At 71.5% G+C, this 14,878-nt stretch carries 13 protein-coding genes and 1 pseudogene; 6 read left to right on the top strand and 8 right to left on the bottom strand.

The features are described 5' to 3' along the window. Nucleotides 1-7: 7 nt before the first annotated feature. Nucleotides 8-949 (bottom strand): MBL fold metallo-hydrolase, encoded by a 942-nt coding sequence (locus ACWC21_RS14560; protein WP_450881574.1) that lies wholly within the window; start codon nucleotides 947-949, stop codon nucleotides 8-10. Between the two features lie 186 nt (nucleotides 950-1,135). Here ACWC21_RS14560 and ACWC21_RS14555 point away from each other — a divergent pair, with 186 nt between their 5' ends. The 5 genes from ACWC21_RS14555 to ACWC21_RS14535 all read left to right on the top strand — a co-directional run bounded on the left by ACWC21_RS14555 (nucleotide 1,136) and on the right by ACWC21_RS14535 (nucleotide 6,828). Then, the gene (locus ACWC21_RS14555; protein WP_450881572.1) at nucleotides 1,136-2,128 is read left to right on the top strand and encodes an aldo/keto reductase; all 993 of its coding nucleotides are present in this window, start codon (nucleotides 1,136-1,138) and stop codon (nucleotides 2,126-2,128) included. Nucleotides 2,129-2,533: 405 nt separating this feature from the next. After that, on the top strand, nucleotides 2,534-3,415 hold the full coding sequence (locus ACWC21_RS14550; RefSeq protein ID WP_450881570.1) for an alpha/beta fold hydrolase: 882 nt from the start codon (nucleotides 2,534-2,536) through the stop codon (nucleotides 3,413-3,415). A 194-nt stretch (nucleotides 3,416-3,609) separates the two neighbouring features. Continuing rightward, nucleotides 3,610-4,065, top strand: coding sequence for an ATP-binding protein (locus ACWC21_RS14545; RefSeq protein ID WP_450881568.1), 456 nt, complete (start codon nucleotides 3,610-3,612; stop codon nucleotides 4,063-4,065). Nucleotides 4,066-4,157: 92 nt separating this feature from the next. Next, nucleotides 4,158-5,612 carry a glyceraldehyde-3-phosphate dehydrogenase gene (locus tag ACWC21_RS14540; protein WP_450881566.1) on the top strand — a complete coding sequence of 485 codons (1,455 nt, stop codon included), beginning with the start codon at nucleotides 4,158-4,160 and terminating at the stop codon, nucleotides 5,610-5,612. Nucleotides 5,613-5,766: 154 nt separating this feature from the next. Then, nucleotides 5,767-6,828 (top strand): AraC family transcriptional regulator, encoded by a 1,062-nt coding sequence (locus ACWC21_RS14535; RefSeq protein WP_450881564.1) that lies wholly within the window; start codon nucleotides 5,767-5,769, stop codon nucleotides 6,826-6,828. Between the two features lie 80 nt (nucleotides 6,829-6,908). On the opposite strand, the gene ACWC21_RS14530 is transcribed toward ACWC21_RS14535, so the two are convergent. The 6 genes and pseudogenes from ACWC21_RS14530 to ACWC21_RS14505 form a co-directional block, all read right to left on the bottom strand. Further along, complete coding sequence (locus tag ACWC21_RS14530; RefSeq protein WP_450881562.1) at nucleotides 6,909-8,339, bottom strand: aldehyde dehydrogenase family protein; 1,431 nt, start codon at nucleotides 8,337-8,339, stop codon at nucleotides 6,909-6,911. After that, nucleotides 8,336-9,211 (bottom strand): SDR family NAD(P)-dependent oxidoreductase, encoded by an 876-nt coding sequence (locus ACWC21_RS14525; RefSeq protein ID WP_450881560.1) that lies wholly within the window; start codon nucleotides 9,209-9,211, stop codon nucleotides 8,336-8,338. Before ACWC21_RS14525 ends, ACWC21_RS14530 begins: the two co-directional genes overlap by 4 nt. Beyond that, nucleotides 9,208-10,554 (bottom strand): flavin-containing monooxygenase, encoded by a 1,347-nt coding sequence (locus tag ACWC21_RS14520; RefSeq protein ID WP_450881558.1) that lies wholly within the window; start codon nucleotides 10,552-10,554, stop codon nucleotides 9,208-9,210. Before ACWC21_RS14520 ends, ACWC21_RS14525 begins: the two co-directional genes overlap by 4 nt. A gap of 248 nt (nucleotides 10,555-10,802) precedes the next feature. Next, nucleotides 10,803-11,291 (bottom strand): hypothetical protein, encoded by a 489-nt coding sequence (locus ACWC21_RS14515; RefSeq protein ID WP_450881739.1) that lies wholly within the window; start codon nucleotides 11,289-11,291, stop codon nucleotides 10,803-10,805. A 125-nt stretch (nucleotides 11,292-11,416) separates the two neighbouring features. Continuing rightward, nucleotides 11,417-11,911 (bottom strand): annotated as a pseudogene (locus ACWC21_RS14510) (MFS transporter); the annotation flags it as partial. 223 nt (nucleotides 11,912-12,134) lie between these two features. Continuing rightward, a complete protein-coding gene (locus tag ACWC21_RS14505) occupies nucleotides 12,135-12,578 on the bottom strand; it encodes a hypothetical protein (protein WP_450881556.1) in 444 nt (147 codons plus the stop codon). On the opposite strand from ACWC21_RS14505, the gene ACWC21_RS14500 reads away from it, so the two are divergent. After that, entirely contained in the window at nucleotides 12,468-13,013 is a 546-nt protein-coding gene (locus ACWC21_RS14500; RefSeq protein WP_450881554.1) for a TetR family transcriptional regulator C-terminal domain-containing protein, read from the top strand. The genes ACWC21_RS14505 and ACWC21_RS14500 overlap by 111 nt on opposite strands. A gap of 123 nt (nucleotides 13,014-13,136) precedes the next feature. Here ACWC21_RS14500 and ACWC21_RS14495 read toward each other — a convergent pair. Further along, nucleotides 13,137-14,878, bottom strand: a 1,742-nt coding sequence (locus ACWC21_RS14495; RefSeq protein ID WP_450881552.1) for a PP2C family protein-serine/threonine phosphatase, incomplete at its 5' end; no start/stop codon positions are given.

Genomic DNA, 14,878 nt, shown 5'->3' with positions numbered 1-14,878 from the left:
CCGGGTGTCAGGCCAGGCAGGTCAGGGGGCGGCCGCCGTTGTACGTGACCATGTCGCCGAGCGCCGCGACGGCGTCGATGGGCCGGCCGAGCGGCCCGTCCTCCAGCTCGGCGTAGGCGCGGTGCAGGTTGCCGACGATCCGCTCTCGGTCGAGCAGTTCACCGTACTCCCCCAGGTCGAGTTCCCGGGCGGTCTGGAGCGGAGTGAGCCCGGCGTCGCGTCCCTCGCGGGCGGCCTTCTGCACGAATCGCAGATAACCGAGGACGTCGTCGATGACCTCGGGTCCCGCGACGGCGCCGTGCCCGGGGACGATGGTCGTCGCTCCGAGCGGCTCGACGACCTCCTCGAGGACCCGGATGGCACCGGCGACCGATCCCTGCAGCAGGAACGGCGTGCCTCCGTTGAACAGCAGGTCACCGCTGAACAGCAGCCCCCGCTCGGGCAGCCAGACGATGGAGTCGTTCGTCGTGTGGGCCGGCAGCCCCACGTGCCGCACCTCGGCACGCAGGTCGTCGGCCCAGACGGTGACCGAGTCGGTGTAGGTGAGGAACGGCGGCTCGAGGACGAACTCCCCCCAGTCGACCTCCGTCCAGAACGGCGCGTCCTTCGGCTCGCCCCATTCCAGGACGCCCGCCCGGGTGGCCTCGTGCCCGACGATCGTGGCGCCGTTGAAGAGGTGGTTGCCGAAGGTGTGGTCACCGTGGTGGTGGGTGTTGATCAGCGTCCGTACCGGCTGCGGTGTGATCTCGGCGATGGCGTCCAGGTAGGCGCGGGTGCGACGGACGGTGGAGCAGGCGTCGACGCTGATCACCCCTCGTCGGCCGACGAGGAAACCGGTGTTGTTGATCCACCAGGTGCCGTCGGGCTGGACGTACGCGAAGACGCCGTCGCTGACCTCCTCGACCCGGGCCGGGGGAAGCGTGGTGACGTCGTGGTGGACACTGCTCACTGCGGGCTCCTGTCGCGGTGGGTGAGCGGGGACGCGGGTGGTCTCGCCGCGATCATCGCATCCGCGCCGTCGCCCCGTCAGCGCCCCGCCCACCACGCCGTCGGAACGGTGCTTGACTTGGAGTGCTCTCCAAGTTCTAGCGTCCATGGGAGAAGGACGATCCACCCCCCGGGAAAGGCTACTCACATGAAGCGGCGCAGGCTGCGGGACCTTGAGGTGTCAGCCATCGGTCTCGGCTGCATGGGCATGTCCGCCTTCTACGGCTCCACCGATCAGGACGAGGGCGTCCGGACCATCCGGCGCGCCCTCGAGCTGGGCATCGACTTCCTCGACACCGCGCAGATGTACGGCCCGCTCACGAACGAGACGCTCGTGGGCCAGGCGGTCAGGGGCCATCGCGACGAGTACGTGATCGCCACCAAGTTCAACTACCGCATGGACGACGCCGTCCCGGGCGACATGAGCACGGTGGGGCGGCAGGACGGCTCGGCCGAGCACGTCCGCAGCTCGGTTCACGGCTCGCTCAAGCGGCTCGGCACCGACTACATCGACCTCTACTACCAGCACCGCGTCGATCCGAACGTCCCCATCGAGGAGACCGTCGGCGCCTTGGCAGAACTGGTCGCCGAGGGCAAGGTGCGGCACATCGGTCTCAGCGAGGCGGGCCCGCAGACGCTGCGCCGGGCGAATGCCGTGCACCCGATCGCGGCCGTGCAGACCGAGTACTCGCTCTGGACGCGCGACCCGGAGGCCGAGGTCCTGCCGACCTGCCGGGAGCTCGGCATCGGCTTCGTGCCCTACTCACCACTGGGCCGCGGCTTCCTGGCGGGCCGGTTCTCCTCGCCGGACGACCTCGACCAGACGGACTGGCGCCGCAGCGGTCCCCGCTTCACCGGCGAGAACCTGGAGGCGAACCGCAGGCTCGCCGAGAAGGTCAAGGAGATCGCCGCCGAGAAGGGTGTGACGCCGGCCCAGCTGGCGATCGCCTGGGTGCTGGCACAGGGCGAGGACCTGGCTCCCATCCCGGGGACCAAGCGCCGCGAATACCTCGAGCAGAACGCGGCCGCGATCGACGTCGAACTGACCGAGGAGGACCTGGCCCGCATCGACGCCGAACTCCCCGAAGCCGCCGGGGAGCGCTACGACGAGGCCGGCATGCGGGCCGTGGACAACCCTTAGGGGTCCTTGCACTATGCCCGCCCGGGTCGCGCGGCCTGGCACCGCACCTCGCCGCGTTGCCGAAAAGCGCTAGTAGCTCCTCCCCCACTCTCGGCTTCGCTCGAGCGGGGGGACCCCCATCGAGGGCTCTCCGGCGCCTTGCGATGCACGGCACCAGACCACGCGACCTCATCGGGCGCTCATAGTGCAAGGGCCCCTTAGGCGCTGCCAGGAGATCCCCGGTCCGGCCGGCCCTCCTGCCCCGGCGCGGTGCGCGCCTCGTACCGCGCCGCGCTCCCGGCCACGGCACCCGCTGGTGACGGCGTCACTGACGACCGCAAGCCTGGACCGCGCGTGTGGGCCCGCTGATCCGGGGTAGTCGGCGACGGCGTCCGGGGCGCGAAGGCTCGAGGGGCAGGGGGACGGGTGTTCGACGGCTTCACACTGACGCGGTGCGAGGGCGAGGGGGCCGAGCTGCGGGTGCGGTTCGGCGGCCGGGGGCCGGCCGTGCTGCTCCTGCACGGTCATCCGCGTACGCACGCGACGTGGCACCGCGTCGCCCCGCTTCTCGTCGCCGCCGGTCACACCGTGGTCTGCCCCGACCTGCGGGGCTACGGCGAGTCGGTCAAGCCCCCGACCGACCCGGAACACCGCCCGTACTCCAAACGGGCCATGGCGGCGGACTGCCTCGCGGTGATGCGCGGCCTCGGCCACGACCGGTTCGCGGTCGTGGGACACGACCGGGGCGCGTACGTGGCCACGCGTCTCGCCCTGGACCACCCCCGGGCGGTGTCCGCCGTGAGCGTGCTGGACGCCGTCCCCATCGGCGAGGCGCTCGGGCGCTGCGACGCGCGGTTCGCCGCGCGCTGGTGGCACTGGTTCTTCCTCGGGCAGACGGACAAGCCCGCAGAGCGGATCATCAACACGGACCCGGACGCCTGGTACCGGGCGGGCGCCGAGCCGATGGGGGCTCAGGCGTACGAGGACTACCGCCGCGCCATCCACGACCCTGCCACCGTGCACGCCATGTGCGAGGACTACCGGGCCGGCCTGGGCGTCGACCGGGAGCACGACGAGGCCGACCGGCGGGCCGGCCGGCGCATCGGCTGCCCGCTGCAGGTGCTGTGGGCGACGCGGGACGACATGGTCGATCTCTACGGCGACGTGCTGGGCGTCTGGCGGGACTGGGCGGGCGGGGGGCTGGTCGGCGGCCCCGTCGCGTCCGGTCACCACATGGCCGAGGAGGCGCCCGAGGAGCTCGTCGAAGCACTGTGCGGGTTCTGGCACCGCGCGGCGATCCAGCCGTGACCCTCCACCGGCTACACCCACCGGTTACCTTGAGTGTGCAACCGCAAACAGTGTGTGCCGTCGGTTCCGGCCCGGCGGATTGATCCCCTGTTGCGCTCATGACCGCGGGGACTGCGGGTAGCCGAGAATTCGATGCCCACCCACCCGACGGTCACCCGACGACTGAGGATCCCCCACACGAAGGCCCATTGAACATGGTCATCCCGCTTAGGAATCAGGCGACGGATGCACAGCGCTTCCGCGCACCCGAACCGCTCCGCTACAGCGCCACCTGGGACGCCGGCACCCTGCGCGGTGTCGACGCACGACGGGCGGTGACGGCGTTCCTGTCCCGCCTCGGGTACGCCCCGGACCAGCGGGTCGGCCAGGACGCCCAGCTGGTGGTCAGCGAACTGGTCACCAACGCACTGCGGCACGCTCCGGGCCCGTGCGGCCTGCTGCTGGAGCTGTCGCCCGGCGCCGACGTGCTGCACATCACCGTGTGGGACACGTCCACCACCCTGCCGGAGATCCAGCCCCGGGACGGCCGCCGGATCGGCGGTCACGGACTGCACCTGGTCTCCAGGCTCTCCGCCGACGTACGGGTCGCACCCCTGAACGGCGGCAAACGCGTCACCGCGGACCTCCGCCTGCCGCCACCCCGTACCTGACAGCACGGGAGCACCCCGGCGTTCGATCACCCGAAAGCCACCAGTATCGTGTGGCTACCATATGAGCGCCGCCTAGCTCGAAAGATAGATTTGTGACTGTCAACGACGACTCGTTCACCAACTGGAAGAACCGCGAGGAGATCGCGGAGTCGATGATCCCGATCATCGGGAAGCTGCACCGCGAGCGGGACGTCACGGTCCTGCTGCACAGCCGCTCCTTGGTGAACAAGTCGGTGGTCAGCATCCTGAAGACCCACCGGTTCGCCCGGCAGATCGCCGGCGAGGAGCTCTCGGTCACCGAGACGCTGCCCTTCCTGCAGGCGCTCACCACACTCGACCTCGGCCCCTCCCAGATCGACATCGGCATGCTCGCCGCGACCTACAAGGCGGACGACCGGGGTCTGACGGTGGCGGAGTTCACCGCCGAGGCGGTCGCGGGCGCCACCGGCGCCGACAAGATCGAGCGCCGCGATCCCCGTGACGTCGTCCTCTACGGCTTCGGCCGCATCGGCCGCCTGGTCGCCCGTCTGCTGATCGAGAAGTCCGGCTCCGGAAACGGCCTGAGGCTGCGTGCCATCGTCGTGCGCGGCGGTGGCGGGCGGGCCGCGGAGGACCTCGTGAAGCGCGCCTCGCTGCTGCGCCGGGACTCCGTGCACGGCCAGTTCCAGGGCACCATCACCGTGGACGAGGCGAACAGCACCATCTCCGCCAACGGCAACGAGATCAAGGTCATCTACGCCGACGACCCGTCGGCGGTGGACTACACGGCGTACGGCGTCAAGAACGCCATCCTGATCGACAACACGGGCAAGTGGCGCGACCGCGAGGGTCTGTCGAAGCACCTGCGCCCCGGCATCGACAAGGTGGTGCTGACCGCGCCGGGCAAGGGTGACGTCCCCAACATCGTGCACGGTGTCAACCACGACACGATCAAGCCGGACGAGCAGATCCTGTCCTGCGCGTCCTGCACCACCAACGCGATCGTGCCGCCGCTGAAGGCGATGGACGACGAGTTCGGCGTGCTGCGCGGTCACGTGGAGACCGTCCACTCGTTCACCAACGACCAGAACCTGCTGGACAACTACCACAAGTCGGACCGACGGGGCCGCTCCGCGCCGCTCAACATGGTCATCACCGAGACCGGCGCGGCCTCCGCCGTCGCCAAGGCACTGCCGGATCTCAAGGCCCGGATCACCGGCAGCTCGATCCGTGTGCCCGTGCCCGACGTCTCCATCGCCATTCTCAACCTGCAGCTCGGGCGCGAGGCCGACCGCCAGGAGGTCCTCGACTACCTCCGCAACGTGTCACTGACCTCGCCGCTCAAGCGCCAGATCGACTTCACCACCGCTCCCGACGCGGTCTCCAGCGACTTCATCGGCTCGCGGCACGCCTCGATCGTCGACGGCGGCGCGACCAAGGTCGAGGGCGACAACGCCATCCTCTACCTCTGGTACGACAACGAGTTCGGCTACTCCTGCCAGGTCGTCCGCGTCGTCCAGCACGTCTCCGGGGTGGAGTACCCGACGTACCCGGCTCCGGCGGTCTGAGCCCCGGCGCGGGCTCTGTGAACCGGGCGGAGATCGCCGAGGCCGCCGACGCGGGGATCCAGCACGGCTCCGGCCTGCCCAGGCGTTCGCCGCGGGCCGGAGCGGACCCCTCTACTGTGGGTCCGGCGAGCAACGCCCGGTCACAAGGAACGTCATGTCCGACAGCCCCGCTCCGGCACGGTCGCCGGGAACCAGCCGCAGTACTTCGGCGACCATCCCGCCGAACATCCTGCGCTGCCTCATCCCGGTCACCGACGGGTACGGAGTCGACCTCCGGCCCGAGCTGGCCCGGGTCGGGCTGGACGAGGCGATGATGCGCTCGGCGGCACTGCGGGTCTCGTACCGCCAGGGCAGTGCCGTCATCCGGCGTGCGCTGGAGCTCACCGGTGATGCGCACCTGGGCCTGCGGGTGGGCGCGGCGCAGCACCTGACCTCCTGGGGCCTCCTCGGGTTCGCCCAGATGGCCGCCGAGACGCTGCGGGAGGCCATCGAGACGGGCGTGCGCTTCCAGAACCTGTCCGGGGCGATGGTGGTCTGGTCGGCAGGGCCGGACGAAGCCGGCTACGTGCTGCGGGCCGAGCTGCCCGATCCCGCCCTCGATCCGGCGGTCGCGGTCTTCCTGGCGGAGGAGGCGTTCGCCAGCGTCGTCGCCCTCACACGGCTGAGCTCCGGGGACGAATTCGCCCCACGGAACGTCGAGTTCGCCTTCCCCGCCCCCCGTGACGTCCGGCCTTTCACCGAGCTGTTCCGCTGCCCGGTCCGGTTCGGAGCCGTGGGGAACCGCCTGGTGTTCCCCACGGCATGGGCCGGACGGCCGATGCCGGGGCGCGATCCGGTCACGTACACCGCGGTCGTGGAGTCCCTGGAGGAGCAGGCGGCGTCGAGGCGCGATCAGCAGGATCTGCTGGAGGTGCTGGAGATCTCGATCGCGCAGAGCCTGCCCGACGTGCCGTCCTTCGTCGAGCAGGCCCGACGGCACGCTTCCAGCGAGCGCACGCTGCGCCGTCGGCTGGCCGAGTGCGGCACGACGTACGAGGCGGTCGTCGACGGCGTGCGCCGCGAGCGCGTCGAGCAGCTGTTGCGCCGGCCCGAGCCGACCCTGCGGGACATCGCCCGGCAGGCGGGTTTCTCCGACGTCCGCGCGCTGCGGCGGGCGGTGCACCGCTGGCACGGGGTGGCCCCGGCCCGGTTGCGCGAGGAATCGGCGGAACAGTGAGGGGGATGCCACCGGGCCGTCGGACGGTCGGCTTCGGGCAACCCGACCACCGGCCGTGCCGACGGCCCGGACCACGGGGGTCAGCGGGTGCGGATCCAGACGGTCTTCTCTCTGGTCCACTGCGCCAAGGCGTCGGTGGACTTCTCCGCACCGCCGAACCCCGACTGCTTCCACCCGCCGAAGGGGGTGGTGATGTCGCCTTCACCATACGCGTTGACGGAGACCACCCCGGCTTCGATGCCCCGCGCGAGCCGGAGCGCGGCGTCGAGGTCGCGGGTCCACACCGAGGCGGCGAGTCCGTATTCGGTGGCGTTCGCCGACCGCACCGCCTCGTCCTCCGAGGTGAAGGTCTGGACGGTGACGACAGGGCCGAACAGTTCCTTGGTGAGTACGTCGCTGCCCACCGGGGCCCGGCTGATCACGGTGGGCGGGTAGTAGGCACCGCGCGGTGGCAGACCGTGCGGCAGCCCGCCGGTGTGGATGTGAGCCCCGGCGGAGCGGGCCGTGTCCACCGCTGCCGCGACCCGGTCGAAGGCGGCACGGCTGATGAGGGGCCCCACCTCGGTGCGTGCGTCGGCGGGATCGCCGATGACGAGACACTTCGCAGCGGTGGTGAACCGGTGCAGCACATCCTCGGCGATGCTGTGGTGGACCAGCACACGGGAGCCGGCGGTGCAGTTCTGCCCCATGGTCACAAACGCCGCTTCGATCATGTCGTCGATCAGTTCGTCGCCGTACTCGAGCGCGTCCGCCATCAGGACCTGGGGGCTCTTGCCGCCCATCTCCAGGGAGACCCGCTTGAAATTGGTCTCCGCCGCATCGGCCAGGATGCGGCGTCCGGTGGCCGTGGAACCGGTGAACGACAGGGCGCGCACGAGCGGATCGCGGGCGAGCGCCGTACCGGTGACCGTCCCGTGGCCGGGCAGCACGGTGAGCACGCCGTCCGGCAGGCCCGCCTCGGCCGCCAGAACGGCCAGGTACAGGGCGGAGCGCGGGGTGGCCTCGGCGGGTTTGAGCAGCAGGGAGTTGCCCGCGGCGAGCGCGGGCCCGACCTTCCAGGCGGCCATGGCCAGCGGGTAGTTCCAGGGCAGGATGGCGGCGGCCACCCCGACCGGTTCGCGGCTCACCAGGCCCAGGCTCTCGTGACCCGTGGGGGCGATGCGGCCGAAGACCTTGTCGGCCGCCTCCGCGAACCAGCGGATCGACTCGATCGCGGAGGGCACGTCGCCGGTACGGCACTCCGTGATCGGTTTGCCCGCGTCCTCGCAGTCCAGCCGGGCGAGGAATTCGGCGTCGCGCTCCATGAGGTCGGCCAGGCGCAGCAGGACAGCGGCTCGCTGCCGCGGGGTGCGGCCGGCCCAGACGCCGCTCCGGAAGACCTTGTGCGCCCGCTCGGCGGCCAGCCGCACGTCCCGTTCGCTCGCCGCCGCGACGGTCGTGATCAGCTCACCCGTCGCGGGGTCGACGACGTCGAGCGTCTCCTGGAGAGCGGTGAGGTGCGTCCTGCTCATGCTTCCTCCAGCAGTTCCCACCGGCCGCCGACCCGGCGGGCCAGCCCCCTGCGCCGCAGGTCCTCCAGATAGCGGGCCATCCCCCGCTCGCCGCGCCTGCGGAAGAGCGGGAAGAGCCGGGGCAGGAGATTGGGCGCCAGCATCGCGCACCGCACCAGCCGGGACTCACCGGGTCTGGCGTAGGCCTCGAGACGGGGCCTGTCCAGCAGGCTCACGACCGCCCTGACGACGTCGGACGGCTGCTGCGGCGCGTCCTGGAACTGCAGGGAGTTCCCGCCCTCGACAGCCTCCTGGCGCAGCATCCGCGTGTCGGTCGCCGACGGCAGCACCGAACCCGCCTTGATGCCCTTGCCCCGCAGGTCCAGCCCGATGGCGAGCATCGCGCCCCGCAGCCCGAACTTCGAGGCGGTGTAGATGGGCGTCTCGCCCAGCGGGAAGACCCCGCCGAGGGAGACCGTCGTGATCACCCGCGGGTCGCCGGAGGCCCTCAGCAGCGGGACGGCGAGCCGGGTGGTGACCAGCGGCGAGACCAGGTTGAGGTCGATCTCCCGCTCGATGCTCTCGACGCTGCGCACGTCGAACCGTTCGGAGCTGGTCATGCCCACGTTGTTCACCAGAACGTCGATACGGCCGTGGTCGGCCGCCACCCGGTCGAGCATCAGCTCCACCCCCGCGCGGTCCAGCAGGTCGCAGCCGAGTCCGGAATGTCCGCTCCCGGGCAGAGCGTCAGCGGTCCGCCCGGCCCTCGCCTCGTCGACGTCGACCACGACGAGACGGGCACCGCCGCCGGCGAAGCGGTGGCACAGGGCGCTGCCGATGCCTCCGGCACCGCCGGTCACCAGGATGACCTTGTCACGGAAGTCGTACGTCATGACGTCACCGCCGCCCGGCGCGGAGACGTCGCCCGAGGCGGCAGCCCCGAGGTACGCCAGCCCAGCCCCTCGGCCACCTTGCCGAGGTACTTCACGAAGGCGTCGCTGTGGACGTAACCGGTGTGGCGCGGCGAGTCGACGAACCTCAGTCCGCCGGACAGGTCCGGCCGGTCGCCGCGGATCATGCGGGCGAACCGGTCGGCGGTCGGCAGCCCGGCCCCCGCGTCCCGGATGAAGGAGGCGATCAGCTGGGCCTGGCTGTCGAAGAGCTGGTACGCCCCGGAGTTGGTCTCCACGAAGCCGACGCCGAACAGGCCCTCGTGCTCGCGGGAGAAGGAGGACAGATAGAGGTCGGGGTGCTGCTCGTCGCCGAAGTACTTCTGCGCGACGGGGACTTTGTGGACGTATCCCGTGGCCAGCAGGATCAGGTCGAAGTCGTCGCTGGTGCCGTCGGTGAAGTGCACCGTCCTGCCCTCGGTGCCCGCGATGCCGGGCCTGGCCGTGATGTCCCCGTGCTGGAGGTGGTGGATCAGCAGAGAGTTGATGGCCGGATGGGTCTCGAACAGCTTGTGGTCGGGCTTTTGCAGACCGAGCCGGCGCGGGTCGCCGTTGACCAGCCGCAGCAGACCGCCGAACACCTTCTGCTGCAGCCACATCGGCAGGTGGGGTCCGTCCGCGGCGATGGTGTCCACCGGCCGACCGAACAGGTGCTTGGGGATGAACCAGTAACCGCGGCGCATGCTGATCGCCGCGTGGTCGGCGGACCGGGCCGCATCGCAGGCGATGTCCAGCCCGGAGTTCCCGGCACCCACCACCAGCACCCGCTTGCCCCGCAGTTCGGCGCTGCTGCGGTAGGTGACCGTGTGGCGGATCTCGCCGGTGAAGTCGCCGGGCAGGTCGGGGACATTGGGGTGCCACTGCGCCCCCGTGCACACGACGACCTGCCGGTGGATGCCGGCGCGGCCGTCGGCCCGGGTGACCGTCCAGGTGCCGTCCGGGTTCTTGTCCACGCTGCGGACCTCGGTGGCGAACTCGATGCGCTCCTCGAGCCCGTACGCCTCGGCGAACGACGTCAGGTAGGACAGGATCTGCCGGTGCGGCGGGTAGTCGGCGAAGTGGTCGGGCATCGGGTATCCGCCGAAGCCGGAAAGCGTCTTGCTGGAGATGAAGTGGGCCGACTCGTACATCGGGCTGCCGGGGTTGTCGATGTCCCACAGTCCGCCCGGCCCTGTGTGACGCTCGATGTGCGTGTACGGCAGGTTCCGCTCGGCGAGCGCCCTCGCGACCGCCAGTCCCGCGGGTCCCGCACCGATCACGCAGGTGTCTTCCTGGTTCTCACTCACCGGTCCGCCTCCTTTACCGGGTGTCTCAGCTGTTGCCGGGAAACCTATGCACCGGGAGACCGGCGGGAACTGACCCCTGCGGCCACGGAGGGGACCGCAGAGGCCAGGGGGAGGCCGCTGCGGCCCGCGGCTGCCAAGGCCCGGTACCGCGCGGGCGCATGCGACGCCGGGAAGCGGCCACCCCCTCACGCGGAACAGGGGGTGGCCGCTTCCCGGCGTCTGGTCTCCGGACCGCCCGACCGGCGCGCTCACCCGGTCCCGGCGGCTGAGGAGGGCGCGGGTCCGCGTTCGGCCGGTGCCTCCGTGCCGGACACCGTCATCCGGAGCAGGGGCAGCGAGGCGATGGCGGTGCCCAGGGCCAGGACCCCGCCGAGCACGTCGGACCCGGCGGCGTCGAGGACGGCTCCGACGGCCAGCGGTCCGATGCCGGTGCCCAGGGCTCCCGCGCCGCTGAGGGAGGCGACCAGGCGTCCGGTCGGGTCGATGAGCGCCGCGGCGGCGAGCATCTGCACCAGGACGGCCAGTTGGCAGGACTGCCAGAGGACGGCCGCCACGGTGAAGAGCACGGGGTCGTGGGTGAGGACCAGGGCCGCCATCGCGAGGGCTTGAGCGGTGACGAAGACGGCCATCGACCGCATGCGCCCGAAGCGCCGCGCCGCCACCGGACCCACCGCAGCACCGGCGAGCGCCACGACTCCGGAGATCGCGAGGACGGCCGACACGGCTGAGTGTGACATTCCGGTGTGCTGACGGCCGAGGACCGAGGCGTACGACCACGTGCGCCCTGGGTGACGGCCCACAGGAGCGCGGTCCCGAGGAGCAGAACCACCGACGGTTCGGCCGCGGTCGTCCTGCCCGTACCGGGGGACCCGGCGTCCGGTGCGGAGGGACCATCCGGTATCCGGCGTATCAGCGGCCAGGCGGCGAGACAGCACATCGCCATGAGCAGGAAGCCGGCCCCCTCCCCCAGGTCGTGGTTGACCGCGGGGACACCCATGATCAGCAGCGCCGTCATGGCGACCGTGCCGGAGATGGTGACGGCGGACGCCTTGTCGGCGTCGTCGGTGGCGGCGAGCGCCGCCGTGGCCGCCGCGTAGACCGCCCCGAGTCCCGCGCCGAGGACCAGGTTGGCCAGGACCAGAGTCACCGGGTCGGTGGCCGCCGCCGCTCCCAGGAAGCCGGCACCGGAGAGGGCCAGACCACGGCGGGTCATCCGCGCCCGCCCCGGCCGCGCGGCCCGCTTGGACAGCAGCAGCGTCACCACGGCCGTCGCCATCAGCTGGCTCGCGGCCACGAGCCCGGCGCCGGAGTCCGACAGCCCGAAGCGGGACGCGAAGTCGTCGATGAAGACGGGCATCACGTTCGCCCCGCCGTTTCCGAGGGTGACTCCGGCGATGAGCGCCACCGCGACGCCGAAGGTCAGGGGGGAGGAGGCCCGGGCGTTCACCGGCCGCTCCCCAGGGGGGAGCCGGGGACTACGACCGTTCCTCGGCGGAGCACCGAATGGGCATCAAGCATGAGAACCTCACGGGTCTGGGGCGCGAGCCGCGTTCGATCGAAGGCGAGAGCGGGGACGGCGGTCAGCCGGCCCAGACGTCTTCCATGTAGTGACCGGACTCGGTCAGGGCCGCCAGCCAGGCGGTGGCCTCGTCGTCTCCCGCACCCGTGTGGCCGCGGTAGATCGCCCTGAACGCCTCCCGGACCGCCGGGGCCATGCGACGGCCGTCTCCGCAGACGTAGACGCGCCCGCCGGCTTCCAGTACCGCCCACACCTCGTCGCTCTCCTTCGCGATGCGATCCTGGACGAAGCGGGCGCCGTCCACGGGAGCGCAGGAGAAGGCGGGCCGCATGCTGACGGCTCCGGCTGCCTCGGCCGCCTCGAGTTCCGCACGGTGGAGGTAGTCGACGTCCGGGTGGTCGCAGCCGAGGTAGCACAGCAGCGTGCCGGTGGACCGGATGTGGTGGCGCTCGAGGACCGCGCCGCGGAAGGGCGCCAGACCAGTGCCCGCGCTGACCAGGATCACCGGCACCGAGTCGTCCTGCGGCAGGCGGAAGGCCTCGTTGCAGGGCAGCACCCTGGCCTGGAGCAGGCCGCGCCCACGGACACGGACTTCGGGGACACGATCGCCACGCTCGCCGAAGCCCTGTGGCGCACCGTGCTGGAACAGCCCGCGTCCTACCAACTCCTCACGGAACTGTCCATGTTCGCCCTGCGCACGCCCCGCCTCCAGGAGGCTCTGCACGGCCACCAGCGCGACATCTCGGCCGTGACGACGAAGCTGATCAGCGAGGCCGCCGAGCGCACCGGGCACCGGCTCGCCCAGCCCGCCGAGACGATCGCGAGGTTCTTCCTCGCGGGGTTCGACGGGCTGACGATGCAGCACCTCTCACTGCCGGACGAGAAAGCCGAAAGGGTGTGTCTGCAGGCTCTGGTCTCCGCCGTCACGGCCATGGCCTGAGGCCGCCCCCGGTGGTCCGTCCCGACCGCCGGATCCGTGCGGCGAGAAGGCCGGCGCGCCCCGCACCGGACCGCGACACACCAACGGCCGGGGTCCCCTTCTCCGGGGCCCCGGCCGACGGTGTCATGCCACCCGGATGCCGACGATGCAGGTGTCGTCGTCGGTGTCCGACCTGCTGTAGGTGAGCAGCCGGTCCAGTTGCTGGTCCAGCGTGCGGGGCGCGGACCGGGCGGTGGACAGCAGGTGCGACAGGGACTCCTCCACGGACCGGTCGCGGCGCTCGATCAGACCGTCGGTGTACATCAACAGGGTGTCACCGGGAGCCAGTTGCATCTCGGTCTCCTCGTACACCGCCTCGGGCACGGCGCCGAGCAGCAGGCCCCTGACGACCGGCAGCGCGCTCGCCTCCCTGTCCCGGACGAGTACCGGGGGCAGGTGCCCGGCCCGTGCCCAGCGCAGTGTCCTGCTCTCCCCGTCGTACAGCGCGCAGACGGCGGTCGCGGTGACGGCGCCCGTGAGGTGGTGCGCCACGATGTTGAGCCAGGACAACAGCTGTGCGGGTCCCGCGCCGGTCACCGCCAGGCCGCGCAGCGCGTTGCGCAGCACCACCATGCTGGTGGCCGCCTCGATGCCGTGCCCGGCCACGTCCCCGACGCACAGCAGCACCAGGCCGGAGGGGAGTACCACCGCGTCGTACCAGTCGCCGCCGACCAGTTGCTCGGTCTCGGCGGGGCGGTAGCGCACGGCCACCTGCAGATCGGGCACCTCCAGCGGTGCCTGCGCCGGGGGCATGATCGCATGCTGCAGCTGCAGGGCGAGCCGGGCGCGTTCGTCGGCCTGCTGCTCGGTGTGGGCCAGCTGGTCGCGGGTGGCGGCCAGCGCGACCTCGGTCCAGTGCTGGGCCGAGATGTCCTGGTAGGCGCCGCGCACCACGAACAGCCGGCCGTCCGTGTCGAGGACCGGCTCCGCGACGACCCGGATGTGCCGGGTGACGCCGTCGGGCCGCAGCAGGCGGAAGGCGGCGGAGGCCGGACGCCGGTGGTGCATCAAGGTCCGCAGGAACCGCCGGATGGTGGTGGCGTCGTCGGGATGGGCGTGCGCGGGCAGGTCCTCCAGGGCGACCGGGGTGCTGGTGGGCGGGCGGCCGTACAGGCTGAACAGCTGGCCGTTCCAGGTGATCTCGCCGGTCAGCAGGTTCTCCTCGAAGCCGCCGATCCTGCCGAGACGCTGGGCGTGCTGGAGCAGGCTGGCGAGCCGGGCGGTCTCGTCCTCGATGCGCCAGATCAGCAGCACGCTGGAGCCGTGGCGGCTGACGCTGATGTCGGCGACGGCCGCGAGCGGTACCTGGTCGACGAGCGCGGTGAGGTTCATCCGGTGCGCCCGGAACGGCTCGCCCGTGGCATAGACCCGCTCGACGCTCTGGAACAGTTCGCTGTCACCGGCGGCCATCGGATAGGCCTCCAGCAGCAGGGCGCCGTTGATGACGGCCCTCGGCCGGCCCGCGGGGTCGAGGAAGCGGTTGTTGACGTGCTGGATGCGGAAGTCGACGAGCTGTCCGGCGCCGTCGAGGTGCGGCACCAGGACCAGCGCCGGGTCGTGCAGTCCGTCCGCGAGGTCGCTCAGCTCCTGCGCGTCGGGCACGAACCGCGGTTCGTACGCCGTCCCGTGCACCAGCGTGTACGTCTCCAGGGTGTGCGCACACAGCTCCGCCAGCGCCTCCAACTGCCGCACGACCTGCGGCGGCTGGGGCTCCTCGGGCTTGGGCCAGGCGATCTCCAGCACACCGTGGATGCGGCCGCCGGCCCCGGCCGGTACGGCGGCCCGCGCGCCGTCCGGGTACAGCAGCCGGCCGATCGTGGGCAGAC

The sequence above is a fragment of the Streptomyces sp. NPDC001348 genome (genome assembly GCF_053597535.1).
Note: the sequence above shows the minus strand (reverse complement) of the source record. Positions and strands in the feature narration are given on the sequence as shown.